Source organism: Halomarina pelagica (assembly GCF_024228315.1).
GTDB lineage: Archaea > Halobacteriota > Halobacteria > Halobacteriales > Haloarculaceae > Halomarina > Halomarina pelagica.
In genome coordinates, this window is record NZ_CP100454.1 from 2,662,990 (window position 1) to 2,688,011 (window position 25,022).

Annotated in this window: 23 protein-coding genes; 13 read left to right on the plus strand and 10 right to left on the minus strand. The window is 68.1% G+C overall.

Translation table 11 applies throughout. The annotated features are described in order from the left end of the window. Positions 1-74: 74 nt before the first annotated feature. The 6 genes from NKI68_RS13830 to NKI68_RS13855 all read left to right on the plus strand — a co-directional run bounded on the left by NKI68_RS13830 (position 75) and on the right by NKI68_RS13855 (position 7,515). A complete protein-coding gene (locus NKI68_RS13830) occupies positions 75-1,778 on the plus strand; it encodes an acyl-CoA mutase large subunit family protein (RefSeq protein WP_254543685.1) in 1,704 nt (567 codons plus the stop codon). Positions 1,779-1,899: 121 nt separating this feature from the next. Next, entirely contained in the window at positions 1,900-2,331 is a 432-nt protein-coding gene (locus NKI68_RS13835) for a nucleotidyltransferase domain-containing protein (RefSeq protein WP_254543686.1), read from the plus strand. A gap of 160 nt (positions 2,332-2,491) precedes the next feature. Further along, positions 2,492-4,477 (plus strand): acetate--CoA ligase, encoded by a 1,986-nt coding sequence (gene acs / locus NKI68_RS13840; RefSeq protein ID WP_254543687.1) that lies wholly within the window; start codon positions 2,492-2,494, stop codon positions 4,475-4,477. A 280-nt stretch (positions 4,478-4,757) separates the two neighbouring features. After that, positions 4,758-5,066, plus strand: coding sequence for a DUF4212 domain-containing protein (locus tag NKI68_RS13845; RefSeq protein ID WP_254543688.1), 309 nt, complete (start codon positions 4,758-4,760; stop codon positions 5,064-5,066). Next, on the plus strand, positions 5,067-7,028 hold the full coding sequence (locus tag NKI68_RS13850) for a sodium:solute symporter family protein (RefSeq protein WP_254543689.1): 1,962 nt from the start codon (positions 5,067-5,069) through the stop codon (positions 7,026-7,028). Between the two features lie 4 nt (positions 7,029-7,032). Next, complete coding sequence (locus NKI68_RS13855; RefSeq protein WP_254543690.1) at positions 7,033-7,515, plus strand: hypothetical protein; 483 nt, start codon at positions 7,033-7,035, stop codon at positions 7,513-7,515. 30 nt (positions 7,516-7,545) lie between these two features. Here the strand turns inward: NKI68_RS13855 and NKI68_RS13860 are convergent, their stop codons facing one another. The 5 genes from NKI68_RS13860 to pan1 all read right to left on the minus strand — a co-directional run bounded on the left by NKI68_RS13860 (position 7,546) and on the right by pan1 (position 12,156). Continuing rightward, positions 7,546-7,821, minus strand: coding sequence for a DUF7520 family protein (locus NKI68_RS13860; protein WP_254543691.1), 276 nt, complete (start codon positions 7,819-7,821; stop codon positions 7,546-7,548). A gap of 239 nt (positions 7,822-8,060) precedes the next feature. Beyond that, positions 8,061-9,872, minus strand: coding sequence for a cbb3-type cytochrome c oxidase subunit I (locus tag NKI68_RS13865; protein WP_368410838.1), 1,812 nt, complete (start codon positions 9,870-9,872; stop codon positions 8,061-8,063). A gap of 182 nt (positions 9,873-10,054) precedes the next feature. Then, the gene (locus NKI68_RS13870; protein WP_254543692.1) at positions 10,055-10,378 is read right to left on the minus strand and encodes a DUF6684 family protein; all 324 of its coding nucleotides are present in this window, start codon (positions 10,376-10,378) and stop codon (positions 10,055-10,057) included. Between the two features lie 71 nt (positions 10,379-10,449). Further along, the gene (locus NKI68_RS13875; protein ID WP_254543693.1) at positions 10,450-10,881 is read right to left on the minus strand and encodes a DUF7541 family protein; all 432 of its coding nucleotides are present in this window, start codon (positions 10,879-10,881) and stop codon (positions 10,450-10,452) included. A gap of 57 nt (positions 10,882-10,938) precedes the next feature. Continuing rightward, entirely contained in the window at positions 10,939-12,156 is a 1,218-nt protein-coding gene (gene pan1, locus NKI68_RS13880) for a proteasome-activating nucleotidase Pan1 (RefSeq protein WP_254543694.1), read from the minus strand. Between the two features lie 175 nt (positions 12,157-12,331). Here pan1 and NKI68_RS13885 point away from each other — a divergent pair, with 175 nt between their 5' ends. The 3 genes from NKI68_RS13885 to NKI68_RS13895 all read left to right on the plus strand — a co-directional run bounded on the left by NKI68_RS13885 (position 12,332) and on the right by NKI68_RS13895 (position 14,840). After that, the gene (locus NKI68_RS13885) at positions 12,332-12,601 is read left to right on the plus strand and encodes a MarR family transcriptional regulator (RefSeq protein ID WP_254543695.1); all 270 of its coding nucleotides are present in this window, start codon (positions 12,332-12,334) and stop codon (positions 12,599-12,601) included. A 212-nt stretch (positions 12,602-12,813) separates the two neighbouring features. Next, positions 12,814-13,740 carry a polysaccharide deacetylase family protein gene (locus NKI68_RS13890; protein ID WP_254543696.1) on the plus strand — a complete coding sequence of 309 codons (927 nt, stop codon included), beginning with the start codon at positions 12,814-12,816 and terminating at the stop codon, positions 13,738-13,740. Continuing rightward, a complete protein-coding gene (locus NKI68_RS13895) occupies positions 13,737-14,840 on the plus strand; it encodes a GNAT family N-acetyltransferase (protein ID WP_254543697.1) in 1,104 nt (367 codons plus the stop codon). Before NKI68_RS13890 ends, NKI68_RS13895 begins: the two co-directional genes overlap by 4 nt. 53 nt (positions 14,841-14,893) lie before the next feature. Here the strand turns inward: NKI68_RS13895 and NKI68_RS13900 are convergent, their stop codons facing one another. Both NKI68_RS13900 and NKI68_RS13905 read right to left on the minus strand, forming a co-directional pair. Then, positions 14,894-15,865: a DMT family transporter gene (locus NKI68_RS13900; RefSeq protein WP_254543698.1), complete on the minus strand. Its 972-nt coding sequence runs from the start codon at positions 15,863-15,865 to the stop codon at positions 14,894-14,896. 99 nt (positions 15,866-15,964) lie between these two features. Further along, on the minus strand, positions 15,965-16,456 hold the full coding sequence (locus NKI68_RS13905) for a pyridoxamine 5'-phosphate oxidase family protein (protein WP_254543699.1): 492 nt from the start codon (positions 16,454-16,456) through the stop codon (positions 15,965-15,967). A gap of 109 nt (positions 16,457-16,565) precedes the next feature. On the opposite strand from NKI68_RS13905, the gene NKI68_RS13910 reads away from it, so the two are divergent. The 3 genes from NKI68_RS13910 to rad50 are packed head-to-tail and all read left to right on the plus strand — an operon-like array spanning position 16,566 to position 21,012. Beyond that, complete coding sequence (locus NKI68_RS13910; RefSeq protein ID WP_254543700.1) at positions 16,566-16,967, plus strand: DUF7966 family protein; 402 nt, start codon at positions 16,566-16,568, stop codon at positions 16,965-16,967. Continuing rightward, positions 16,964-18,331, plus strand: coding sequence for a DNA double-strand break repair protein Mre11 (mre11, locus tag NKI68_RS13915; protein WP_254543701.1), 1,368 nt, complete (start codon positions 16,964-16,966; stop codon positions 18,329-18,331). Before NKI68_RS13910 ends, mre11 begins: the two co-directional genes overlap by 4 nt. Then, complete coding sequence (gene rad50 / locus NKI68_RS13920; protein ID WP_254543702.1) at positions 18,331-21,012, plus strand: DNA double-strand break repair ATPase Rad50; 2,682 nt, start codon at positions 18,331-18,333, stop codon at positions 21,010-21,012. The genes mre11 and rad50 overlap by 1 nt, the downstream gene beginning before the upstream one ends. Positions 21,013-21,063: 51 nt before the next feature. On the opposite strand, the gene NKI68_RS13925 is transcribed toward rad50, so the two are convergent. The 3 genes from NKI68_RS13925 to NKI68_RS13935 all read right to left on the minus strand — a co-directional run bounded on the left by NKI68_RS13925 (position 21,064) and on the right by NKI68_RS13935 (position 22,154). After that, entirely contained in the window at positions 21,064-21,483 is a 420-nt protein-coding gene (locus tag NKI68_RS13925) for a DUF7346 family protein (protein ID WP_254543703.1), read from the minus strand. 24 nt (positions 21,484-21,507) lie between these two features. Then, positions 21,508-21,834: a DUF7322 domain-containing protein gene (locus tag NKI68_RS13930; RefSeq protein WP_254543704.1), complete on the minus strand. Its 327-nt coding sequence runs from the start codon at positions 21,832-21,834 to the stop codon at positions 21,508-21,510. Between the two features lie 131 nt (positions 21,835-21,965). Further along, on the minus strand, positions 21,966-22,154 hold the full coding sequence (locus NKI68_RS13935; protein ID WP_254543705.1) for a DUF7331 family protein: 189 nt from the start codon (positions 22,152-22,154) through the stop codon (positions 21,966-21,968). Between the two features lie 121 nt (positions 22,155-22,275). On the opposite strand from NKI68_RS13935, the gene NKI68_RS13940 reads away from it, so the two are divergent. Then, the gene (locus tag NKI68_RS13940; RefSeq protein WP_254543706.1) at positions 22,276-24,996 is read left to right on the plus strand and encodes a DNA-directed DNA polymerase; all 2,721 of its coding nucleotides are present in this window, start codon (positions 22,276-22,278) and stop codon (positions 24,994-24,996) included. Positions 24,997-25,022: the final 26 nt, after the last annotated feature.

The window sequence follows — 25,022 nt, forward strand, 5'->3', positions numbered from 1 at the left end:
CGAACGCTCCCGATCGCCCGCGACTCGTCGCCCCCGTCCGAACCTTCATAGCTGTCCTTTACGAACGTCGATGCATGTTCGACGAGGACGACCTGCGCGAGATCCGGTCCGAGCGCGAGCGCTGGGAGGAGGAGACCCTCGATCCCGCGCTCTCCGCGCACGGCGAGCGACGGGAGCGGTTCGCGACGGTCTCGAACCACGAGGTAGATCGCCTCTACACCCCGGAGGACGTCGCCGACCTGGACTACGAGGAGGACGTCGGGTTTCCCGGCGAACCGCCCTACACGCGGGGCCCGTACCCGACGATGTACCGCGGGCGGACGTGGACGATGCGCCAGTTCGCGGGCTTCGGCACCGCGGAGGAGACCAACGAACGGTTCAAGTACCTCGTCGAGGAGGGACAGACCGGCCTCTCGACGGCGTTCGACATGCCGAGCCTGATGGGACTCGACTCCGACGACCCGATGAGCCTCGGGGAGGTCGGAAAGGAGGGCGTCGCGGTCGACACCCTGCGCGACATGGAGGTGCTGTTCGACGGCATCGACGTCGGCGAGGTCTCCACGTCGTTCACGATCAACCCGAGCGCCATCGTCGTCTACGCCATGTACCTCGCGCTGGCCGACAAGCAGGGCGTCCCGCGTGAGCAGGTCCGGGGGACGCTCCAGAACGACATGCTGAAGGAGTTCATCGCCCAGAAGGAGTGGGTCGTCCCGCCGGGACCCTCCCTCGACATCGTCACTGACACCATCGAGTACGCCGTCGAGAACACGCCGAAGTTCTACCCGGTGTCGGTGTCGGGCTACCACATCCGCGAGGCGGGGTCGACGGCGGCCCAGGAACTCGCGTTCACGCTCGCGGACGGCTTCGCCTACGTCGAGGCGGCCGCGGAGCGCGGCCTCGACGCCGACGAGGTCGGGCCGCTTCTCTCCTTCTTCTTCAACTCGCACAACTCCGTGCTGGAGGAGGTGGCCAAGTTCCGCGCCGCCCGCCGCATCTACGCGCGGGTGATGGCCGACCGGTTCGGCGCGACGACCGACGCCGCGAAGCGCCTCAAGTTCCACACGCAGACGGCGGGCCAGTCGCTCACCGCCCAGCAGCCGCTCAACAACGTCATCCGGGTCACGCTGCAGGCGGCCGCCGCCGTCATGGGCGGGACGCAGTCGCTGCACACCAACAGCTACGACGAGGCGCTCGCGCTCCCCTCGGAGGAGGCGGTGCGCATCGCGCTTCGCACCCAGCAGATCATCGCGGAGGAATCCGGCCTCGCGGACACCGTCGACCCGCTCGGGGGCAGTTACGCCGTCGAGGCGCTCACCGACGAGATGGAGGCCGAGGCGATGGCCTACATCGAGGAGATCGAGGAGATGGGCGACGGTTCGATCCGCGACGGCGTCCTCCGGGGCATCGAGGAGGGCTACTTCCACCGCGAGATCCAGGACGCCGCCTACGAGTACCAGTCGCGGGTCGACGATGGCGAGGAGACCGTCGTCGGCGTGAACAAGTACACGACGGGGGGCGAGGACGACGACACGGAACTGCTCCACGTGAGCGACGAGGTGAGAGACCGACAACTCGCCCGGCTGGAGGCCGTGAAGAAGGAGCGCGACGACGAGCGCGTCCGCGAGACCCTCGACGCGCTTCAGGAGGCGATCCGCGGGGGCGAGAACACCATGCCCTACGTCGTCGACGCCGTGAAGGCGTACGCGACGATGGGCGAGATCATGCAGGTGTTCGAGGCCGAACACGGCAGCTACACCGAGACCGTCACGCTGGCCTGACGGGACGAGAGTCGGGGAACTCAGTTCTCTTCTCTATTCAACGAGACGTAGTGCCCGCCGAACCGGGGATCGAACGTGAAACGGCGGAATTCTTTTGCGACGATACGCCGTTGTGTCACGTATGGAAGCGACCGACGGGCGCTCGCGATTGCTCGCCATCCTCGGAGAGTCGCCCTGCCGTGATGCGGACATCGACTTCGCGGTGGCGTTCGGTTCGCGGGTCGCAGGTACCCCGCAGCCGTCGTCCGATCTCGACGTCGCCGTCAAGTTCGCTGACGGCCTCTCCTCCCGCGAGCGATTCCAGAAGCGGTGTTTCCTCTCGGGTGACCTCCAGCGAGAGGACGCCCCGTTCGTCGACGTCTCCGACGTCGAAGCCCTCCCGCTCGACGTGGCCCACGACGCTGTCGACGGCGAGTTCCTCTGTGGCGACGAGCAGACGTTCCGCCGATTCAGGGCGAACGTCGAGGCGACGTTCGAGGAGCGGCGCGACGAGATCCGTCGCCACCAGCGTGGCGTGATAGACCGCATCGCGGAGAACGGACTACATGGCTGACGAGCGGGCCCCCAATCCTCAAACGGCGAGCGGACACCCGTCGCACGGCGTAGAGGAACGGGATTCGACCATCGGATATTCGTGTAACGAGAGTACTTCGACCGTGGTGCGTTAATCCTATTACTACGGCAGTAAACCGCTACCATGGTGATGAAAGTTCATGAGTGACTCAGGGGAGCACGCGCTCGAATCCCGACTGCGGGAGCAGGAGTACTTCCGTCCGTCGCCGAAGTTCGTCGGCCAGGCCAACGTCAGCGACCCGGCGGTCTACGACCGATTCGAAGACTTCCCGGCGGGGTTCGAGGAGTACGCCGACCTCCTCGACTGGGACGAGCACTGGGACGAGGTGCTCGACGCGTCGAACCCGCCGTTCTACGAGTGGTTCGTCGGGGGGAAGCTGAACGCCTCGTACAACTGCATCGACCGCCACCTGGAGGAGCGAAAGAACCAGACCGCCCTGCTGTGGGAGGGCGAGAAGGGCGAGGTCCGGCGGATCGCCTACCAGGACCTCTACCGCGAGGTGAACGAACTCGCCGCGGCGCTTCGGGCGGCCGGCGTCGAGGAGGACGACGTCGTCACCCTCCACCTGCCGATGGTGCCCGCCCTGCCGATCACGATGCTCGCCTGCGCGCGCATCGGCGCGCCCCACAGCGAGGTGTTCGCGGGCTTCTCCGCGACCGCGCTCGCCGATCGCGTCGACAGCGCGGACTCCGACTACGTCGTCACCATCGACGGCTACTACCGCCGCGGGGAGTTCCTCAACCACGTCGAGAAGGCGGACAAGGCGATGGAGGAGGTCGACGGCGACCCCGAGGTGCTCGTCTGGACGCGCCACGACGAACCCCACGAGAGCGTCGACGTGAGCGAGGACTACACGCTCGTCTCCGACCTGCTCTCCGAGCACCGCCGCGAGACGGTCGAACCCGTCTCGCGGGACGCCGAGGACCCCCTGTTCCTGATGTACACGTCGGGGACGACCGGCGAGCCGAAGGGCTGTCAGCACCGCACCGGCGGCTACCTCGCGTACGTGACGGGCACGTCGAAGTACGTCCTCGACATCGAGCCCGAGGACACCTACTGGTGCGCGGCCGACATCGGGTGGATCACCGGCCACTCCTACATCGTCTACGGCCCGCTCGCGCTCGGCACGACGAGCGTCATGTACGAGGGCGCGCCGGACTACCCGCACAAGAGCCGCATCTGGGAGATCGCGGAGAAGTACGACGTGGACGTCTTCCACACCTCCCCCACGGCCGTCCGGCAGTTCATGAAGTGGGGTCCCGAGTACCTGGAGGGCTACGACTTCGACTTCCGCCACATGACGACGGTCGGCGAGCCGATCCAGCCCGAGGCGTGGCTGTGGTACTACAAGCACATCGGGGACGAGGAGGCCGTCATCGTCGACACGTGGTGGCAGACCGAGACGGGCGGCCACCTCATCACGAACCTGCCCGCGCTGGAGGACATGAAACCCGGCAGCGCCGGACTGCCCTGTCCCGGCATCGAACCGGCGCTGCTCGACGACGAGGGCGAGGAGATCGAACCCGCCTCCGGGCAGGCCGGCAACCTCATCATCAAGCGCCCGTGGCCGGGGATGCTCCAGACCGTCTACGGCAACGACGAGCGGTTCATCAGCGAGTACTGGGAGGACTTCTCCGACACGGAGAGCGACGACTGGCGCGACTGGAACTACAAGGCGGGCGACGGGGCGGTCCACGAGCGCGACGGCTACTTCCGCATCCTCGGTCGCCTCGACGACGTGATGAACGTCGCCGGCCACCGGCTCGGCACGATGGAACTCGAGAGCGCGGTGGCGGAGGTCGAGGACGTCGCCGAGGCCGCCGTCGTCTCGCGCGAGCACGCGGAGAAGGGCGAGGTGCCCGACGTGTACGTCATCCTCCGCGAGGGGGTCGAGGAGACCGAGGAGGTCAGAGATCGCATCGTGCGCGCCGTCGAGGACGAGATCGGCAAGTTCGCCCGCCCGTCGAACATCGTCTTCGTCGACGACCTGCCGAAGACGCGCTCGGGGAAGATCATGCGCCGCCTCCTCGAGAACATCTCCAACGACGAGGACCTGGGCGACACGACCACCCTCCGGGACCCGAGCGTCCCCGAGGAGATCCGCCAGCAGATCCGGGGCGACTGAGCGGCCGGCCCGCGACCCACGGCGCACGCGGGGCGCTCCCCCGCCGACCGACCGGATAGTCGTCCTCGTCGGCACATACTCGACGGATTTTCAATCACGTTGACTCCTTTTGCGAAAATATAAATAGAAGATCGTTACACAGTGGTGACGTGGTGGGTGTGAACGGTACACGTGACGGGTCGGCGGGCGGGGGAGCGCAGCGTCGAGGAGGTCCGATCGGACGGCGTTCACCGACGGTCGGCCATCGACACGCGATCGACCACCACGGAGACTGATACTCATGAGTGAAGCCACGCCAGAGAGTGAGGCCGTGACGGAATCACGGGTGGAATCGCGAACGCAACCCGATTTGAACGAGTACTGGCGGCGGAACGTCAGGCTCATCGCCGGACTGTTCGCCGTCTGGTTCGTCGTCTCGTTCCTGATGGCGATCCTCCTCGCCGAACCGCTCAGCGACGTGTATCTCGGCAACCTGCCGATACCCTTCTGGTTCGCCCAGCAGGGTTCGATCATCGTCTTCGTCGTCCTCATCTTCGTCTACGCGCGACGGATGAACAAGCTCGACCGGGAGTTCGGGGTGGAAGACTGAATGTCGTCGCTCGTCACGCCCGTCGTCGCCCAGCTCGGACTCGGCGTGGACCAGTGGAGCCTCGCGCTCATCGTCGGGACCCTCCTCGTCTACTTCGGCGTCGCGATCTACATGCACGTCGGCGACACGGACGACTTCTACGTCGCCGGACGGTCCATCCCGGCGGTGGCGAACGGGGCGGCCGTCGCCGCGGACTGGATGTCGGCGGCGTCGTTCATCTCCATGGCGGGGCTGGTGGCCGTCCTCGGCTACGAGGGGTCGGTTTACCTGATGGGCTGGACCGGTGGGTACGTCGTGCTGGCGCTGCTCATCGCGCCGTACCTGCGGAAGTACGGCCAGTACACCATCCCCGACTTCATCGGCGATCGGTACTACTCGAACACCGCCCGCGGGGTCGCGGCGGTCGCCACGCTGTTCGTCTCGCTCACGTACATCGCGGGGCAGATGCGTGGGGTGGGGATCGTCCTCAGTCGCTTCCTCGGGATCAACATCGCGCTGGGCATCGTCGTCGCGCTCGCGCTCGTCGCGTTCATCGGCGTGCTCGGCGGCATGAAGGCGATCACGTGGACGCAGGCGATCCAGTACTTCGTCCTCATCGTCGCCTACCTCATCGTGACCGTCGCCATCGCCTACTCGCTGACGGGCATGCCCGTCCCGCAGGTGGCGCTCGTCACCGAGGGGATCGCCTCCCGGCTGAGCCAGCTCCAGGCCGAGATCGGCATGGGACGGTACATCCTGCCGTACAACGACTTCACCCTGCTTCAGGTGTTCACCATCACGCTCACGCTGATGATCGGGACCGCCGGCCTGCCGCACGTCATCATGCGCTTCTACACCGTCCCGAAGGCGTCCGACGCGCGCCGGTCCGTCGGCTGGGCGCTCCTGTTCATCGCCATCCTCTACCTGAGCGCCCCGGCGCTCGCCATCTTCGCGAAGTACAACCTGATCAACACGCTCAACGGTATGCCCGTCGAGCAGGCGCAGTCGATCCCGTGGGTCAGGCGCTGGGCCGAGACCGGCCTGCTGTCCATCACGGACAAGAACGGCGACGGGATCGTCCAGATGGCCGGCGGCGCGGCCAACGAGGTCGTCCTCGACCCGGACATCATCGTGCTCTCGACCCCGGAGGTCGCCGGGCTGGCCCCGTTCGTCGTCGGACTGGTCGCCGCGGGCGGGCTCGCGGCCGCGCTCTCGACGGCCGACGGGCTGCTCATCGCCATGTCGAGCGCCGTCTCGCACGACCTCTACTACAAGATCTTCCGCCAGGACGCGAGCCAGCGCGAGCGCCTCATCGTCGCGCGCGTGGTCATCCTCCTCGCGGCGGTCGTTGCGGCGGTCTTCGGCATCTACCCGCCGGGGTTCGTCGCCGAGGTGGTCGCGATCGCGTTCGGCATCGCCGCGGCGAGCCTCTTTCCGCCCATCCTCCTCGGGATCTTCGACAAGCGCATGAACAAGGAGGGGGCGGTCTCCGGCATCGTCGTCGGTCTCGGGTTCACGCTGGTCATGGTCGTGCTGATGCGCGCCCACGTCGTACTCGGACTCGAACGGCCGTTCCTCGACACGTTCCTCGGCATCAACGCCCAGGGGATCGGGCTGGTGGGGGCGATCCTGAACTTCGCCGTGGCGTTCAGCGTCTCGCGCTTCACGCCCGCCCCGCCAGACCGCATCGGGGAGATGGTCGAGGACATCCGCCTGCCCCGCGGCTCCGCGCACACGGTGACCGAAGGCGGCGGGACCGCGGCCGACGGCGGCGAGGACGTCGCGACCGACGGCGGGATCGACGGACCGGTCGACGGACCGGTCGACGGACGAGCCCGACGGGTCGACCGGGAGGACGCGACGACCGACTCGACGACGGACGATCCGACGACGGGCGATCCGATGACGGACGATCCAACGACGGACGATCCGACGACGGACGACCCGACGGCGGTCGACGACGCCCGCCCGGGGGACGAGTAGGTCGGTGTTCGACGCGGTCGGGGCGCGGGTGCCGCCGCGGCGGACGCTCGCGCTCCTCGTAGTCCGTCGGACCCTCGGCGTGTCGGCGTTCGTCTCGCTCTTCTACGTCGCCGCCTACTACCTCTGGGACCAGCCGTTCCCGACGCCGCTCGACCTCGCGGTCATCTTTCTGCTCGTCCTCGCGGGGACGCTCCTCGGCGTCGCGTTCAGCAGGGCCTGGCCGCTCCCGGCGGAGCGGGGACTCCCGCGGGTCATCAGGACCGTCCTGCTCGCGGTCCCGGCACTCGGCATCGGCATCGCGCTGCAGGTGCTCCTCGCGGGTGCCGTCGCCGATCGCGCGTACTACGTCGTCTTCGGGCTGTCCGCGTGGCTCGGCTCGACCTTCATCCGCGAGGGGGAGCGAGAGCCCGGGACGGAAGCGGGGGTAGAGACGGAAGGAGATGCGGAGGCCGAGACGGAGGCGGGAACCGACCGCTCCGACGCCTGAGCGTGCCCGACGCTCGGGCGTTCACGACGCTCAGCGGTCCGCGTCGATCGGTTCGGCGTACCGCTCGGAGACGAACACGATCGCGACGATGAGGACCCCGAGGATCGTCGCGAGCGTGATCGCGCCGTAGGCGGCGACGCCGAGCGACGTCCCCGGGAGCGGAACGACGCCGAACAGCCGCGGGTCCCACGGACCGGGGCGGACGATCGGCAGGATGTAGCCGAGTCCCCCCGCGACGGCGACCACGATGGCGTAGAGGATGAGCACGGCGGTCCGTCCCCGGAGGTGTGGCGTGTCGTCGCTCACACCCGCACTACGGAATCCCGTGTGATTACCCTTTTGAACCGCCCGCTCGAACCCACCCTATGGGCCAGAAGGAACTCATCCTCCTGATTCTCGTCGCCATCGCCGTGTTGATGTTCGTGAGCGGCATCGTCCTCGTCCTGAACACGGTCTAGGCGGGCGATCCGACCCCGCGCGCGGGCGGAGCGCGAATCGAGGGAGCGTGAGAAACAGTCGAATCGGGTGGTCGGGTTCGGTCGCGCTCAGGCGTCCTCGGTCGGACGCCCGCCGTCGGTCACCGCCTCCGTCTCCTCGCCGCCGTCCGCGACGGTCGTCTGGAGGCGGCGGTCGTTCCACAGGAACTCGCGACCCTCCAGGCCGACCTCCTCCAGGTTCCACGGGTCGGGGCCCGCGTCGGGCCCCTCGTACCACGACTGGACGAAGTTGTAGAGGAAGACGATCCCGCCGAACAGCATCAGGAACGCGCCGAGCGTCGCGGCGACGTGCAGCAGCTGGATGAGATCGAGCGACACGAGCTTGTCGTTGAACTCGTAGGTGGCGTACCGCCGCGGCATTCCCTCGTAGCCGAGCAGCAGCATCGCCAGGAACGTGATGTTCGTCCCGATCATCCACGTCCAGAAGTGCACCTTCGCGAGCGTCCGCTGGTACATCTTCCCGGCGTAGATCGGGAACCAGTAGTAGAGTCCCGCGAAGCCGGCGAACGCGATCGCCCCCATCACGATGTAGTGGAAGTGACCGACGACGTAGTAGGTGTCGTGGAGCACGAGGTCGACGGGGATCGACGCGAGGAACACGCCCGTCACCCCGCCGATGATGAAGTTCTGCACGAACCCGATACAGAACAGCATCGGCGTCGTCAGTCGGATGCGCCCGTTCCACATCGTCGTGATCCAGTTGAACACCTTCACGGCGCTCGGGATGGCGATGGCCAGCGAGACGGCCATGAACGACGCGCGGATGCGCGGGTCGATGCCCGTCGAGAACATGTGGTGGGCCCAGACGCCGAAGCTGAGCACGCCAATGGCGAGCGTCGAGTAGACGACGAACTTGAAGCCGAACAGCTTCCGACCCGCGAACCGCGGGAGGACGTAGCTGACGATCCCCATCGGGGGGAGCACCAGGATGTACACCTCGGGGTGGCCGAAGAACCAGAACAGGTGCTGGTAGAGGATGGGCGAGCCGCCCTGGACCGTGAAGAACGTCGTCGCGAAGTTCCGGTCGAGCAGCAGCATGATGAGCACGCTCCCGAGCAGCGGGAAGGAGAACAGGATGAGCCCCGACTGGGTGAGGATGGTCCAGCTGAAGATGTCGAGGTTGGCCCAGTTTACGTCCTCGCCCGCCTCGGTGAAGATGGTGGCGATGAAGTTGATCGCCCCCATGGTCGCCGAGACCCCCGTGAGGTGCAACCCCAGCAGCATCAGGTCCGCGCCGGCCTCGGGCTGTTCGATCGACAGCGGCGTGTACATCGTCCAGGAGAGCTGCGAGGGATCGACGCCGAACGGGGCGAGGAAGAACCCGGCCCAGATGAGGAGCGCCCCCGGCGGGAGCAGCCAGAAGGCGATGGCGTTGATCCGCGGGAACGCCATGTCGTCCGCCCCGATGAGGAGGGGGATCAGGTAGTTGGAGAACGCGGCGATGATCGGCGTCCCGAACAGGAACAGCATCGTGATCCCGTGGGTCGTCAGGAGGGCGTTGTAGAGGTTCTCTCCCTCCCCGACGCCCATCGCCTCCGCCAGGGGTCCGAGCACGTCGGCGGCGGGGGTGAGCAGTTCCGTGCGCATGAGGATGACGGCGAGACCGCCCCACACGAAGGCGATGACGCCGTACGCCCCGTACATCATCCCGATGTCCTTGTGATCGACCGTCGTCAGCCAGCGGATGAGGCCCGCCGGTTTCTCCTCCGTCGCGTACGCCGACTCCTCGCCGTACCCGCCGCCACCCCCGGCGAGCGGCGTGTACGACCGCCAGTCCTCGACGCGGGCGAGCATCACCGCAACGGCGGCGAGGAACACGCCCATGAGGACCGTCAGCGCAAGCTGTGCTGAGACTTCCATACGTTCCCTGCGTACTGGGGGATTAGAAAGGTTGTGTTCGCGCGTCGATCCGCCGACGGCGGGCGATCTCGCTCATCGGATCGACCAGCTCGTCGGGGCGAATCTCGCGTCCGAACCGGTCGCACGCCGGGACGCGACGAGCGGTTTCGCCCACCCGCGCGGTGCGGCCCGGCGGGATCGCTTCACTCGGCTGTCGTGGTCGCCTCGTCGTCGCCGGGCTCGAGGTCCCCGGACGAGCCCTCGACGGCACCCGCCACGGGCTCGCTCTCCCGCGCCTCGGTCTCTCCTTCCGCCTCGGCGATGGCCTTGCCCGCGTAGTACGTGAGGATCGCGAGCGCGAGGAACGGTGCGACGAGCAGCCCCATCTGGATGGTCGTGTCTACCGGACTGTACCCGAACGGGGCCAGGACGAGGAACACCCCGACGAAGAACACGATGATGAACAGGGGGATGATGTTCACCGAGAGGTCGAGCAGAGTCTCCCGGTCGAAGACGTCCGATGCCATACCGACACATTCGCGAGCGTCGTAAATAGTGTGTTGGTTCGACGTATGCCCCGCCCCCGGTCGGTCGCCGATCAGAGCGCGTCGGCGTCACGCTCGACGAGCTGGGCGGCCTGAGCCGCCGCGACCGCGATGACGCCGGCGAAGAGGACGGAAACGCCCCGCTGGATGACGCCGTTCATGTCTGGGCCGACCAGTCCGCTCCAGACGGTGTCGAGCGCCGTCGAGACGCCCTCGAACGGGAGGAGTTGCGACGCGACGACGACGGCCCCCAGGGCGACCAGCAGCCCGCCGACGATCGAGAGGGTGCCCCACGGTCGCTCGGCGTAGCCGGACTCCTGTACGATGCCCGCGACGCTCCCGGCGAACAGCAGGAGACCGCCCACCGACAGCGGAACGACGTTGAGGAAGACGCCGATCTCGGAGATGACGAACCCGAGGGCGACGAACAGCGGCCACGGACTCGACATCCGGTATTGATCGCTCAGTCCCGGTTGATCGTCCATACGGTACCGACGGGGCGACGCCACAAAAGGAGGTCGAATCGCGCGAGCGACGGACGCTCAGGCGAACGTCCGCGAGACGTCCTCGTTCTCCGCCGCCTCCTCCTGCTGGATCTTCTCCCAGGCGGCCTCGAAGTCCGTCATGTACACCTCGGTCCGGTCGTCGCGGATGGCGAACATCCCCGCCTCGGTGCAGACGGCCTTCACGTCGGCACCGCTCGCGTCCTCGGTCGCCTCGGCGAGTTTCGCGAAGTCGACGTCGTCCGCGACGTTCATGCTGCGGGTGTGGATCTGGAAGATGCGCTCGCGACCCTCGACGCCCGGCTTCGGCACCTCGATGAGGCGGTCGAAGCGGCCGGGGCGGAGGATGGCGCGGTCGAGCATGTCGAAGCGGTTCGTCGCCGCGATGATGGAGATCTGCCCGCGCTCGTCGAAGCCGTCCATCTCCGAGAGCAGTTGCATCATGGTGCGCTGGACCTCCGCGTCGCCCGAGGTCTTCGAGTCGGTCCGCTTCGACGCGATCGCGTCGATCTCGTCGATGAAGATCACCGCCGGCTCGTGCTGGCGGGCGAGTTCGAACAGGTCGCGCACGAGCTTCGCGCCCTCGCCGATGAACTTGTGGACGAGTTCGGAGCCGGCCATCTTGATGAACGTCGCGTCGGTCTGGTTCGCGACGGCCTTCGCGAGCATCGTCTTGCCGGTCCCCGGCGGCCCGTACAGCAGTACCCCCGCCGGCGGGTCGATGCCGACGGCGTCGAACATGTCCGGGCTGGTGAGCGGCATCTCGACGGTCTCTCTGACCTCGTCGATCTGTTCGTCGATGCCGCCGATGTCGGCGTAGGTGACCTCGGGCTTGTGTTCGACCTGCATGACGCGGGCGCGAACGTCGGTCTCGTTGTCGAGCGTCTTGACGATGGACAGCGAGTTGTTCACCGCGACGCGGCTGTCCGGCTCGATCTGCGACCGCATCTCCTCGGTGACGTCGGTGAGGGCCTCCTGGTTGTTGCCGTGTTGCTTGATGATGACCCCGTTTTCGGTCACCTCCTGAACGGTGGCGACGAACAGCGGCGACTGCTTGAGCTTCTTGTTCTCGTGGGTCAGCCGCTCGAGCTTCTGCTGGAACTTGTTGTTCTCGGCGTTCGCGTCGAGGAGCTTGTCCCGTATCTCCTCGTTCTGCCGTTCGATGATCTCGAGCCGTTCGCGGAGGGCTGAAATCTTGTCCTGCTGTGACGCGTCGTCGTCGTAGGGCAGGTCGACGTCGTCAACAGTGTCGGTCATTGGACCCGTCTAGCACGTGCGTTCATAAGAGGTTTCGGGTCAGTACAAGACCGCAAAAGCCGCGGTGAGCCGACGCCTGTCGGGCGGTTTCGGTCGGACGACCGTCCGCAGGAAGATTCATGGCGGTAATTTTGAATACAGAAATATTATTACGCAGCATCGAGAAGGGCGGGGCATGAGTACGACGTGCGAACCGGAGTCGGATCGAGGGGACGGCTGGGAATCGGTACGCGACCTGCCGCCGAGTGCGAAGCTCGTCGCGAAGGTACTCGAGTACGACGGACCGCTCACGCAGCGCGAGATCGCCGAGGCGACGCTCCTGCCGACCCGAACGGTCAGGTACGCCCTCACCCGGCTCGAGACGGTCGACGCCGTCGCCTCCCGGGTGTCGTTCACCGACGCGAGAAAGCGGATCTACTCGCTCGAATTATCAGATAATCAGTAACGTGTAACACTCAGACATTTGCCACTGTTCTTCGGACGGAACACTCACCGGTATGTGCGGGTTAGAAGGCCATTTACCGGCTGATACGGCGTTTTTCGGTAGGTCCCGGGTGCAGTGACTAACGCTAAAGACTGTCCAACAAAAACGAAGTCAGCACCTCAATGATCATATGTGTTTCATAACTATCCGAACGGAAAGTGAACGCCGGTGTAATGGCGCACGCAGTCATCTCGCTCGACGCGGAACTCGCCTGGGGGTTCCACGACCACCCCCACCCGCCGGCCCACGAGCGACGGCGCATGGCGGCCGGCCGACGCGGCTGGGAGACGCTCGTGGACCTCCTCGACGAGTTCGATCTCCCGGCGACGTGGGCGATCGTCGGACGGCTGTTCCTCGATCGGACCGACGATCAGCGCTACGCCACCTACGCCGCCGACGGCGGTGCGCCGGTCGACCCCCGGCCGCGTCCGGCGGACGACGATCAGTGGTACGGACGCGACCTCATCGATCGAGTCCGAGACGCGACGGTCGACCACGAGATCGGCTGCCACACGTTCACCCACCTCGACTTCACGGCTAGCACCACGACGGCCGACGTGGCCCACGCCGAACTCCGCGCCTGCGTCGACGTGGCCCGGGAGCGCGGGATCGAGATGAACTCGTTCGTCTACCCGCGAAACCGGGTCGCCCACCGGGACGTGCTCGCTGAGTACGGGTTCACCTGCTACCGCGGTCGGGAACCGTCACGGTGGTACGACGGCACGCCCCTCCGCGCCCTCGGGAAGTTCGCCTCCTACGCTGCCGGACTCTCCGCGCCGCCGGTCACGCACCCCTCCGTCGACGAGTACGGGCTGGTGAACATCCCCGCGTCGCTGCACCTGTTCGGCTTCGAGCGTCATGCCCGACTGTTCTCCCGCCCGTTCAACCGGCGACCGATCGTCACGCAGGCGAGGCTGGGCCTCGAACGCGCCGTCGAGGAGGACGGCGTCTTCCACGTCTGGTTCCACCCGAACGACCTCGTCGGTCCGGAGGAGGTGGGCCGCGTCCGGGACGTCTTCGCGCTCATGGACGCCATGCGCGAGCGCGGCGACCTAACCGTCGAAACCATGGGGGAGGTCGCGAAACGAACGGTCGCATGAGCAGTGACGAGTACACGGTTCGCCCGTTTCGGGCGGGCGACAGGCAGGGATACCTGCGCCTCTACGAGACGGTGTTCGGCGGACGGAAGGACCGCCGGTGGTTCGCCTGGAAGTACGAGGACAACCCGTACGTCGACCACGTCCCCATCTACGTGACCGAACGCGACGGCGACCTCGTCGGCGCGCGGTCGTTCTTCTGTCTCCGCCTCCGTGCCGACGGTCACACCTACGAGAGCCTCCAGCCGTGCGACACGATGGTCCACCCGGACCACCAGCGCAAGGGGCTGTTCACCCGGATGACCGAACGCGCCATCGAGCGCTACGCGGACGAGTCGTTCGACCTCTTCTTCGACTTCCCGAACGAGAAGTCCCTCCCCGGCAACCTCAAACTCGGCTGGGAGGTCGTCGAGACGATCCCGACGTACTACCGGATCCAGCACCCCGGCGCGTTCACCCCGTTCGGCGACGAGAGCCTCGTCGGCCGGGTCGTCGACGGGGTCGGGGCGGCGGCGATGAGCGCCTACTTCGACCTCCGGGGGGCGCGCGCGCGCCGACTCGCCAGGAGCGCGGGCGTCACCGTCTCCCGGTACGACGCGATCCCCGCCGAGACGCTCGTCTCGCTGTACGAGGAGTACGTCCCCGATCGCTTTCACGCCTGCCGCGACGAGACGTTCTACGGCTGGCGGTACGAGAACCCCGAGTACGAGTACACGACCTACGTCGCCCGACGCGGCGACGATCCGGTCGGGGCGGCGGTCGTCGGGACGAGCGCCCGACGCGGCGTCGCCAACCTGATGGACGTCCACCCGCTCACCGGCGGGTCGACCCACGGCCGGGTCTACGCGGCCCTCCTGCGGACGCTCCTGCGCGACGCCGAGGACGTGCCGATAGTGGCCGTCCGTCGGGGCGTCGTCCCCGAACCGGTGCTCTCGAGCTTCGGCTTCTTCCCCGACACGACCGTCCCGCTCTCGCAGTTCACGCAACCCGCGATCCTCGTCGCGCGCCCGCTGACGGACGAGCACTCGTGGACGATCGACGGGAAGGACCTCACGGACCCGGCCAGCTGGGTGGTCTCCATCTGCGAGAAGGACACGACGTAGCGGCGTTCGGCGAGGCGAACGGCGCGGAGCGGTCGACCGTCGCTCCACTGCGGTCACGGTTCGTCGGCCGCCGCCCCCTCGACGCGGTCGCGGTCCGCCGGTCGCCGCGTCGTCTCGGACCGCTCGGTCGGCGACTGCGCGTCGCCGTTCACCAGGTACACCCCGAGCAGCAGGAGGCCCCCGCCGCCGACGAACCCGGGGCCGACCGTCTCGCCGAGGAACGCGACCCCCAGCAGGACGCCGACGAGGGGCTGGGCGAAGAAGAACGCGGCGACCGCGCTCGCGTCCGCGTACTCCATCCCCTTGTACCAGCAGTACCAGGCGGCGGCGGTGCTGAGCAGTCCGAGGTAGAGGACGGCCCCGACGACGGGGGGCGTCGTCGGGATCGACTCGAGGGCACCGGGCCGCAGGGCGAGTTCGACCGGGACCAGCGCGCCGAACAGCGGAACCGACAGCACTGTCGCGTACGTGACCGTCTCGAGCGCGGAGTAACGCCGAACGAGCGGTTTCCCGAACGCGGTGAACGCGGCGAAACAGAACGCGGAGAACAGCAGGAGTCCGGCCCCGAGGAGAGTTCCGCCGGCGAGCGTCCCGAAGTCGTACCGGCCGGCCAGCACGACGAGCGTTCCGACGGCCGCGAGGGCCGTCCCGACGGCCCTCCGACGCGTGAGCCGCTCGTCGAGCGCCGTCACCCCGAGGCCGATGACGAACACCGGCGTCGAGACCGTCAACAGCGCGCCCTGGCTCGCGGTCGTCAGGTCGGTCCCCACGAACTGCGTCGTGAGCGCCGCCGTCAGCCAGACTGCCAGGCCGCCGAGCCGTCGCCACTCCCGCCGGGTGAACGATCGAGTCGGTCGCGTCAGCCGAACGATCGAATAGAGCGCGCCGGCCCCGATCGCGACCCGCAGGAACGCGAGCGTCAGCGGCGGGACCGCGCTGAACCCCCACTTGCTCACGACGTACATCCCGCCCCACAGCGCCGCCGCCAGGAGCGGTGCGGCCGCGAGGAGTCGATCGCGATCCATCGGGCCGACGGACGTTCGCCGGGCCGAAGAGTCGGTCGGTTCGTATCCCCCCTCGTCTGCGCCGGCGCGTCCCGAGATCTGTCGGGGCCGTCGAGGTCGTCAGCCCGAGCGATCCTCGGCGGGTGGCGCTTCTAACCCCGGCGGGAGCCCGAGGTGTTCGATGCCGACGCGCTCTTCGATCTGGAACCGGTAGAGCGTGGTGGCCTCCGACGCGCCCGCCCGTTCGAACACGTCCGGACGCCACTTCATCTCCAGGGCGGACCGAACGGCGTCCCGGTCGCTCGCGGGGACCTCGTCGATCGTCCCGGTGAGGAGGACGCTCCGCCAGTTGAACGGCGTCTCCGCGCGGTACACGAGGAACCGGGCGGCCTCCGCCCGGTCGCTCAGTTCCCCCTTCCGGTTATCGGAGCCGAGGACGTAGACGAAGTAGAGCCGGGCGTCACCGTCGAACCAGAAGGACATGGGACGCATCGCGGGCGCTCCCTCCGCAGGGAGACCGAGCACCCCCACGCTCTGGCTCGACAGGAACCCTCGAATCGCCTCGTCGTCCATGCGGACCATGCCGTAGTCGCCGAGATCGTCAATTGTCATCGAGTAAATAGAAGCGGCCAGGTCCCATAACGGGTTCGCCGGTTCCCGGGCGGCGGAGACGACGTCGTACCCCCTGAACTTCTTATACCGGTACGCACCATCCGACGGCATGGCCGACCCCGTCGCCGTCAAGCGCGCGCTCGCCCGGCTCGCCGCACCGACGGATCACGACAGAACCGTCGTCGAGCGGGCCGTCGCCGCCCGCGAGGACATCGAGCGGGCCGCGACGTTCGTCGAGTCGGTCGGACTGCCGCGGCTCCGCCGGGCCGTGGCGCGTACTCCGGGGGAGGAACGCGAGGGATTCGAGGAGCGCGGGGAACGCGGGGAACGCGGGGAGCGCGACGGACGCGAGAGGCGCGACGGACGTGCGGAACGCGATCCGACCGTCGCTCGGGAGGGGCGGGCCGCGCTCCGCGCGTTCGAGCGCTGTCGCGCCGCCGCCAGGGGGGACCACTTCCGCCCCGGTCACGCAACGGATTTAGGACCGGATACGAAACGAGGAGACAGATGACGCGCGTGATACATACCGGGGACACACACATCGGGTACCGACAGTATCACCGTCCGGAGCGCCGTCAGGACTTCCTCGAGGCGTTCGAGCGGGTCGTCGCGGACGCCGTCGGCGACGGCGTCGACGCGGTGGTCCACGCGGGCGACCTGTTTCACGACCGCCGGCCGGACCTGCCCGATCTCCTCGGCACGCTCTCCGCGCTTCGAACCCTCGACGACGCCGGGGTTCCGTTTCTCGCCGTCGTCGGGAACCACGAGTCGAAGCGGGGCAGGCAGTGGCTCGACCTCTTCGAGTCGCTCGGCCTCGCCGTCCGCCTCGACCGCGAGCCGCACGTGATCGGATCGACGGCGTTCTACGGTCTCGACTTCGTCCCCCGATCACAGCGCGACGCCCTCGACTACGAGTTCGCCGACCACGACGCCGACCACGCGGCGCTCGTCACCCACGGCCTGTTCACGCCCTTCGACTTCGGCGAGTGGGACTCGGCGGAGGTGCTCTCCGAGTCGACCGTCGCGTTCGACGCGATGCTCCTCGGGGACAACCACGCCGCGGACCGGGCGCAGGTCGAGGGGGCGTGGGTCACCTACTGCGGGTCGACCGAGCGCGCCAGCGCGGACGAGCGGGACGCCCGGGGGTACAACGTCGTCACCTTCGACGGCGAGGTGTCGATCGCCCGACGGGGGCTGGACACCCGTGAGTTCGTCTTCGTCGACGTCGAACTCGCGCCGGGGGAGGGGATCGAGCGCGTCCGCGAGCGGGTCGATCAGCACGACCTCGCGGACGCCGTCGTCATCGTCAGCGTCGAGGGCGACGGCGAGGAGATCGCCCCGGCCGAACTGGAACGCCACATCGTCGACCGGGGCGCGCTCGTCGCCCGGGTGAACGACCACCGGGAGTTCGAGGAGGTGCGGGACCTGGAGGTGAGCTTCGCCGACCCCGACGAGGCGGTCACCGAGCGCGTCCGCGAACTCGGCCTCAGCACGGCGGCCCGCCACGTCGACGAGGTGGTCCGGGCGAGCAAGGTCGCCGACGCGAACGTCGCCGAGGAGGTGGAGTCGCTCGTCGCGGAGGTCGTCGAGACGGGCGAGACGGAGGCCTTCGCCCGGACGGAACCCGGGACGGAAGTCGAGAACGCGGCGGACGAAGACGGGCAGGACGAGCAGACGGCGACCGGGAGCGAGGCGGCAGGGGGATCCGATTCCGGGGAGACGGGGACGGGAGCGGAGACGAAGATGGAGACGGGAGCGGAGACAGAGGGAGAGCCGGGGGCGGAGCCGGACCCCGCGACCGCGGCGACGACCGCATCCGACGCCGAGACCGACGAGGCCGGGAGCGAGGGACAGTCCACGATGGGTGAGTACTGATGCAGTTCGAGCGCATCCGGCTGGAGCACTTCAAGTGCTACGACGACGCGGACCTCCACCTCGACCGCGGGGTGACGGTCATCCACGGGCTGAACGGGAGCGGGAAGTCGTCGCTGCTCGAGGCGTGCTTCTTCGCGCTGTACGGCGCGAAGGCCCTCGACACGACGCTCGACGAGGTCGTCACCATCGGGCGGGACGAGGCGACGGTCGAACTCCGGTTCGTCCACGGGGGCGAGCGCTTCCGCCTCGAGCGTCGCGTTCGCGTCAGCGACGACCGCGCGCAGACCGCCTCGTGCGTCCTCGAGACGCCCTCCGGGACCGTCGAGGGCGCTCGCGACGTGCGCGCGTACGTGACCGATCTCCTGCGGATGGACGCGGAGGCGTTCGTCAACTGCGCCTACGTCCGCCAGGGCGAGGTGAACAAGCTCATCAACGCCTCGCCGAGCCAGCGCCAGGACGTGATCGACGACCTCCTCCAGCTCGGGAAGCTCGAGGAGTACCGCCAGCGGGCGAGCCAGGCCCGCGTCGGCGTCGGGCGGGTCCGCCGCGACCGGCGCGCCGTCCTCGACAGCGTCGAGGAGCGCATCGCCGAGAAGGAGGAGGAGGACCTCCACGGTCGCCTGAACGCCCTGGAGACGGAACTCAACGAGGCGAACGAGACGCTGGAGAACTACGAGCAGCAGCGCGAGAGAGCCCGCGAGAGCCGCGACGACGCCGAGGAGGTGCTCGACCGCTACGAGGAGACCCGAGACCGGCTCGACGCCCTCGACGCGGAGATCGACGACCTCCGGTCGGACGTCGCCCGGGCGGAGCGCGAGCGCGAGGAGCACCGTGAGGCCGCGCGGGAGAAACGAGAGCGCATCGCCGACCTGGAGGAGCGGGTCGAGCGCCTGCTCGCGGACACCGCCGTCGGGGAGCGGACCGAGGAGGCGATCGACGCCCGGCTCTCGGCGCTCGCGGAGCGCGACGAGGACCTCGCAGAGCGGGCGAACGAGCGACGGATGCAGGCGCAGGCGTTCGACAACCAGTCAGAGCGCCTCGCCGAGCGCGCCGACGAGCACGAGACCCGGGCGGCGGAGAAGCGCGAGCGCGCCGAGACGCTCGCGGCGGACGCCGAGGAGGCCGAGGCAGCCCTCGAGGCCGACCGCGAGACGATCGAGGACCTCGACGCCGAGGCGGAGATCCTCCGGGAGCGGTTCGTCGAGGCGTCGATCGAACCGGGGGAGGCGGCCGCCCGCCTCCGCGACCTCCGCGAGGAGCACGAGTCCGTCCAGGGGCGAGTCGCGGAACTCGTCGCCGATCGGAACACGACGGCGGAGCGCCTCGAGGAGATCCGGGACCTGCTCGACCAGGGGAAGTGTCCGGAGTGCGGCCAGCCGGTCGACGACTCGCCTCACGTCGAGTCGCAGTCGGAGTACGAATCGAGGGTGAGCGACCTCGACGCGAAGCTCGAGGCGCGGCGCGACGAACTGGCGGCGCTCGACGCGCGCGTCGAGCGCGCCGAGGACCTGCTCGAGGCGGAGAACCGCCTGGGAGAGATCGAGAGCCGCCGCGAGTTGCTCCGGGAACGCATCGCGGAGCGCGCCGAGTCGGTCACCGAGAAGCACGAGCGCGCCGACGAACTCCGCGAGGAGGCCGCCGACCTCGAATCGGCGGCGGCGGAGAAACGCGCGGTCGCGGCGGAGAAGGCCGACGAGGCCGACGCGGAGCGCGAGACGCGCGAGTCGATCGTCGAGGAGCGCGAGACGCTCGCGAGCGAGCGGGAGGCGCTCGAATCGGCCCGCGACCGCCTCGCCGAGATCGCGGAGGCGGAGGCGGCCGTCGAGGACCACCGCGGGAAGCGCGCGCACCTGGACGAACTCAACGACCAGCGCCGCGACCGCCTCGCCGAGAAGCGCGAGCGCCGGTCGGAACTCGCGGAGGAGTTCGACGAGTCGAGCGTAGAGACGGCGCGAGAACGGCTGGAGAACGCCGAGGACTACCTCGAGCGGGTCGCGTCGGCCATCGAGGAGGTGACCGAGCGGCGCGACGACCTCGTCGGCCGCATCGAGCGGACCCGCGGTGAGCTGTCCGACCTCGAACGCCTGCGCGAGGAGCGCGAGGACCTCCTCGCGACCGTCGAGTACCTCGAGTCGCTCTACGACGAGACCCAGCAGCTCCAGGCGATGTACGCCGACCTCCGGGCGGAGCTTCGCCAGCGAAACGTCAGGAAGCTCGAACAGCTACTCAACGAGACGTTCGACCTCGTCTACCAGAACGACTCCTACGCCCGCATCGAACTCGACGGCGAGTACGAACTCACGGTCTACCAGAAGGACGGCGAGCCGCTCGACCCCGAGCTGCTCTCCGGCGGGGAGCGCGCGCTGTTCAACCTCTCGCTCCGGTGCGCCATCTACCGCCTGCTCGCGGAGGGGATCGAGGGGTCGGCACCCATGCCGCCGCTCATCCTCGACGAGCCGACGGTGTTCCTCGATTCGGGGCACGTCTCGAAGCTCGTCGAACTCGTCGAGTCGATGCGTCGGGTGGGCGTCGAGCAGATCGTCGTCGTGAGCCACGACGAGGAACTCGTGGGCGCGGCCGACGAACTCGTCCACGTCGAGAAGGACCCCACGAGCAACCGCTCGACCGTCGAGCACCACGAGGCGGCGTCGCTGACGGCGCTGCGGGCGGAGGGGGACTGACCACCGTCGATCGGGTCGTCGATCGCGCCCGCCGTCCCCGCTCACCGGCGCTCAGCGGAGCGGGTCGAGCGCCTCGCGCGCCCGCGGCGTCGCGTCGTAGCCCGGTTCGCCCGCCACGTCCGCGGGTTCGACGAGGCCCGCCGCGCGGAACTCCGTGAGCAGACCGAGCACGTCGCTCTCGCAGAGGTCGTACGCGCCCATCAGATCGCGGGCGGCGATCGGGCCGCGGCGGTCGAGTTCGAGGAGGAGGCCGAGACCGCGATCGTCGTGGACCGCGGTGAGCAGCCGACGGACAGGGTCGGGCACCGCTCGCGCGGCGGTCTCGAGCGGCGACTCCCCCTCGACGCGTTCGAGGCGGTCGTTCGCGACGTATCGCTCCTCTCCGGTCGCCGGATCGCGAACGCGAGAGGCGTCGCTCGAGCGCTTGAGGAGGAGGTAGATCGTTCCGTCGTCGGCGCGAACCGTCTGCATGCCCGCCCCTTCGGTCCCCACGGATTAGTCCCGTTCGGCGCGGTCGTCCTGGTAGCTCCGGTAGTACCGGTAGCCGAACAGGAGCGCAAGCGCGCCGACGCCGAAGACGACCCCGCCGAGGCGGTACTGCGCGCGGAAGACGACGAACATCAATCCGAGGCTGACGGCGAACAGGCCGACGTTCGCCATGAGGACGGTCGCCCAGAAGGCGCGGAAGAGTTCGTCCGACACGTCCGCGTCCGCGAGGTCCTCGGGGGCGGCGTACTCGACGCGAGGGCCGATGCTCTCGGGGTCGAACTCCTCCGGCTCGTCCGGCCAGGCGTCCTCCTCGTCCTCCTCGAAGGGGTTCACGGCGTTACGTACTCGCGCACGGCGAAAAAGGTCCCCGGTTGCAGCGTCCCCGGTTGCGGTGCCGCCGTCGTACGCCCGATCCGTTCGGACCGTGTCTGCATCCTTACGCCCCGATGACGGTTCGGCTCCTCTCAGAGTACGTCGTCGAGTCGGATCGTGCTCCCCGCGAGGATCCAGGCGAGGGGGTTCTGCGCGTCGTAGAAGACCAGCCCCTCGTCCGTCTCGTACGTCTCCGTCGTCTCTACGGCCTCCGAGACGTCCGGCTCGTGACGCGACTCGTCGATCGGCTCACCTTCCGACGGAACATCGTTATCGGCCATGGTCGCACCGGAGTGGTATGCCATGTCACAGTAAATGCTTTGCGGCAGCGGAGATTCCCCCGCGCGCCACCGGGGCCGACACCGCGGGGATTTTTACCGGAGAGGGCAAAGTCCACCTATCATGCAACAGAGCGGGTTGGGCGACTTCGAGGCGGGCGGCGGTGGCCGCGACGCCCGCGACCTCGTGGAGGCCGAGGCCGAGGCGGTGGCCGGCGACGGCGCGGGCCTCGCCCCGGAGGTGGTCGACACCTCTTCGTACCGCTATCCCGACGCCGACGGTGCCGTCGAGCTGTTCGTCACGCAGGTCGACTACACCATCGAGGGGAGCGGCCGCGACGAGCACCCGGTCGTCCACGTCTTCGGCCGGACCGCGGACGACGAGGTCGAACACGTCAGGGTCCGCGAGTTCGAGCCCTACTTCTACGCGCCGACGGACTCGCTCGAGGGCCGCCCCGAGGAGGAGTTCGACCGCCTGCTCGACTCCCGCGAGACCGACGAGGACGGCGACCCGTTCGTCAGCATCCGCGGCGAGCGGTTGACCAAGATCGTCGGACAGACCCCCCGCGACGTCGGGCAACTGCGCGACCGCTTCGACCACTACGAGGCGGACATCCTCTTTCCCAATCGCCTCCTCATCGACAAGGACATCACGAGCGGCGTACGGGTGCCCTGTCGCCGGAACGACGACGGCGCGATCGACGTTCCCCACCAGGAACTGCGACCCGTCGAGATGGACGCGACCCTCCGGGTGAACACCTTCGACATCGAGGTCGACGACCGCTCGGGCTTCCCGGAGGAGGGCGAGGAGCCGATCATCTGTCTCACCAGCCACGACAACTACCGCGACGAGTACGTCGTGTGGCTCTACGAGGCTCCCGACGGCGCGGGCGGCCCCGACTCGCTTCCGGGGTACGATCCGCTCCGCGAGGGGCCGGCCGTCGAGGTCCGGGCGTTCGAGCGGGAGGAGGACATGCTCGCGGCGTTCCTCGACTACGTCGACGAGACCGACCCCGACGTGCTGACGGGGTGGAACTTCGCCGACTTCGACGCGCCCTACCTGCTCGACCGACTCGAGGTGCTCGGCGGCGACGGCGCCCTCGACCCGAACCGGCTCTCCCGGGTGAACGAGGTCTGGCGCAGCGAGTGGCAGGGCCCGAACGTCAAGGGTCGGGTCGTGTTCGACCTGCTGTACGCCTACAAGCGCATCAAGATCTCCGAACTCGACTCCTACCGCCTCGACGCGGTCGGGGAGGCCGAACTCGGCGTCGGTAAGGAGCGCTACCCCGGCAGCATCGGCGACCTCTGGGAGGAGAACCCCGAGCGACTGCTCGAGTACAACCTGCGCGACGTCGAACTCTGCGTCGAACTCGACCGCAAGCAGAACATCGTCCCGTTCTGGACGGAGGTGGCGTCGTTCGTCGGCTGCAAGCTCGAGGACGCCACCACCCCCGGGGACGCGGTGGACCTCTACATCCTCCACAAGGTCCACGGCGAGTTCGCCCTCCCCTCCAAGGGGAGCGTCGACAGCGAGGAGTACGAGGGCGGCGCGGTGTTCGACCCCATCACCGGCGTCCGGGAGAACGTCTCCGTGCTCGACCTGAAGTCGCTCTACCCGATGTGCATGGTGACGATCAACGCGTCCATCGAGACGAAGGTCGATCCGGCGACCTTCGACGGGGACACCTACGTCGCGCCCAACGGGACGCACTTCCGCCAGGAGCCGGCCGGCATCATCCGGGAGATGGTCGACGAACTGCTGGAGGAGCGCGACCGGAAGAAGGGCCTGCGCGACGAGCACCGACCGGGGTCGGACCAGTACGAGACCTACGACCGCCAGCAAGGAGCTGTCAAGGTTATTATGAATTCTTTATATGGAGTACTCGGTTGGGATAGATTTAGGCTCTACGACAAGGAAATGGGGGCCGCCGTAACCGCGACGGGACGCCGAGTTATCGAGTTCACCGAGACCGTGGCGAACGAGATGGGCCACCGGGTCGCGTACGGAGATACGGATTCCGTCATGTTGGAACTCGGCGGTCAGGTTTCGAGGGACGAGGCGATCGAGCAGGCGTTCGCCATCGAGGAGGAGATCAACGCCTCCTACGACGAGTTCGCGAGCGAGGAACTCAACGCCGACCACCACCGGTTCCAGATCGAGTTCGAGAAGCTCTACCGTCGGTTCTTCCAGGCGGGCAAGAAGAAGCGCTACGCCGGCCACATCGTCTGGAAGGAGGGCAAGGACGTAGACGACATCGACATCACGGGCTTCGAGTACAAGCGCTCGGACATCGCGCCCATCACCAAGGAGGTCCAGAAGCGCGTCATCGAACTCATCGTCAGGAGCGAGGGCGAGGGGTACCGCGAGGAGGTGAAGGAGTACGTCCACGACGTGATCCAGCGGTTCAAGGAGGGCGACATCGGCGTCGAGGAGATCGGCATCCCGGGAGGTATCGGCAAGCGCCTCGACAACTACGACACGGACACGGCGCACGTCCGCGGGGCGAAGTACGCGAACCTCCTGCTGGGGACGAACTTCGGGCGAGGGTCGAAGCCCAAGCGCCTCTACCTGAAGGGCGTCCACAACGACTTCTACGGACGCGTCGAGCGCGAACTCGGTATCGACGCCCGGACCGACGCGCTCTACCGCGAGTTCCGACAGAAGGAGGACGTCATCTGCGTCGAGTACGCCGATCAACTGCCGGAGGAGTTCGAGATCGACCGGGAGAAGATGCTCGATCGCACCCTCCGCGGCCCCATCGAGCGCATCCTCGACGCCATCGACGTCTCCTGGGACGAGGTCGAGAGCGGTCAGACCCAGACCGGCCTCGGGCAGTACTTCTGATCGGGGAACGGGCCGGTCCGAGGCGC

What these genes read in the sequence shown, in the direction of transcription:
- NKI68_RS13835 (WP_254543686.1), top strand. Translation starts at nt 1,900, where the DNA reads ATGGAAGCGACCGACGGGCGCTCGCGATTGCTCGCCATCCTCGGAGAG.
- NKI68_RS13865 (WP_368410838.1), bottom strand. Translation starts at nt 9,872, where the DNA reads ATGGAAGTCTCAGCACAGCTTGCGCTGACGGTCCTCATGGGCGTGTTC.
- NKI68_RS13905 (WP_254543699.1), bottom strand. Translation starts at nt 16,456, where the DNA reads ATGACAATTGACGATCTCGGCGACTACGGCATGGTCCGCATGGACGAC.
- NKI68_RS13845 (WP_254543688.1), top strand. Translation starts at nt 4,758, where the DNA reads ATGAGTGAAGCCACGCCAGAGAGTGAGGCCGTGACGGAATCACGGGTG.
- NKI68_RS13910 (WP_254543700.1), top strand. Translation starts at nt 16,566, where the DNA reads ATGGCCGACCCCGTCGCCGTCAAGCGCGCGCTCGCCCGGCTCGCCGCA.
- NKI68_RS13885 (WP_254543695.1), top strand. Translation starts at nt 12,332, where the DNA reads ATGAGTACGACGTGCGAACCGGAGTCGGATCGAGGGGACGGCTGGGAA.
- NKI68_RS13895 (WP_254543697.1), top strand. Translation starts at nt 13,737, where the DNA reads ATGAGCAGTGACGAGTACACGGTTCGCCCGTTTCGGGCGGGCGACAGG.
- NKI68_RS13870 (WP_254543692.1), bottom strand. Translation starts at nt 10,378, where the DNA reads ATGGCATCGGACGTCTTCGACCGGGAGACTCTGCTCGACCTCTCGGTG.
- NKI68_RS13875 (WP_254543693.1), bottom strand. Translation starts at nt 10,881, where the DNA reads ATGGACGATCAACCGGGACTGAGCGATCAATACCGGATGTCGAGTCCG.
- NKI68_RS13900 (WP_254543698.1), bottom strand. Translation starts at nt 15,865, where the DNA reads ATGGATCGCGATCGACTCCTCGCGGCCGCACCGCTCCTGGCGGCGGCG.
- mre11 (WP_254543701.1), top strand. Translation starts at nt 16,964, where the DNA reads ATGACGCGCGTGATACATACCGGGGACACACACATCGGGTACCGACAG.
- NKI68_RS13940 (WP_254543706.1), top strand. Translation starts at nt 22,276, where the DNA reads ATGCAACAGAGCGGGTTGGGCGACTTCGAGGCGGGCGGCGGTGGCCGC.
- rad50 (WP_254543702.1), top strand. Translation starts at nt 18,331, where the DNA reads ATGCAGTTCGAGCGCATCCGGCTGGAGCACTTCAAGTGCTACGACGAC.
- NKI68_RS13925 (WP_254543703.1), bottom strand. Translation starts at nt 21,483, where the DNA reads ATGCAGACGGTTCGCGCCGACGACGGAACGATCTACCTCCTCCTCAAG.
- pan1 (WP_254543694.1), bottom strand. Translation starts at nt 12,156, where the DNA reads ATGACCGACACTGTTGACGACGTCGACCTGCCCTACGACGACGACGCG.
- NKI68_RS13850 (WP_254543689.1), top strand. Translation starts at nt 5,067, where the DNA reads ATGTCGTCGCTCGTCACGCCCGTCGTCGCCCAGCTCGGACTCGGCGTG.
- acs (WP_254543687.1), top strand. Translation starts at nt 2,492, where the DNA reads ATGAGTGACTCAGGGGAGCACGCGCTCGAATCCCGACTGCGGGAGCAG.
- NKI68_RS13830 (WP_254543685.1), top strand. Translation starts at nt 75, where the DNA reads ATGTTCGACGAGGACGACCTGCGCGAGATCCGGTCCGAGCGCGAGCGC.
- NKI68_RS13935 (WP_254543705.1), bottom strand. Translation starts at nt 22,154, where the DNA reads ATGGCCGATAACGATGTTCCGTCGGAAGGTGAGCCGATCGACGAGTCG.
- NKI68_RS13890 (WP_254543696.1), top strand. Translation starts at nt 12,814, where the DNA reads ATGGCGCACGCAGTCATCTCGCTCGACGCGGAACTCGCCTGGGGGTTC.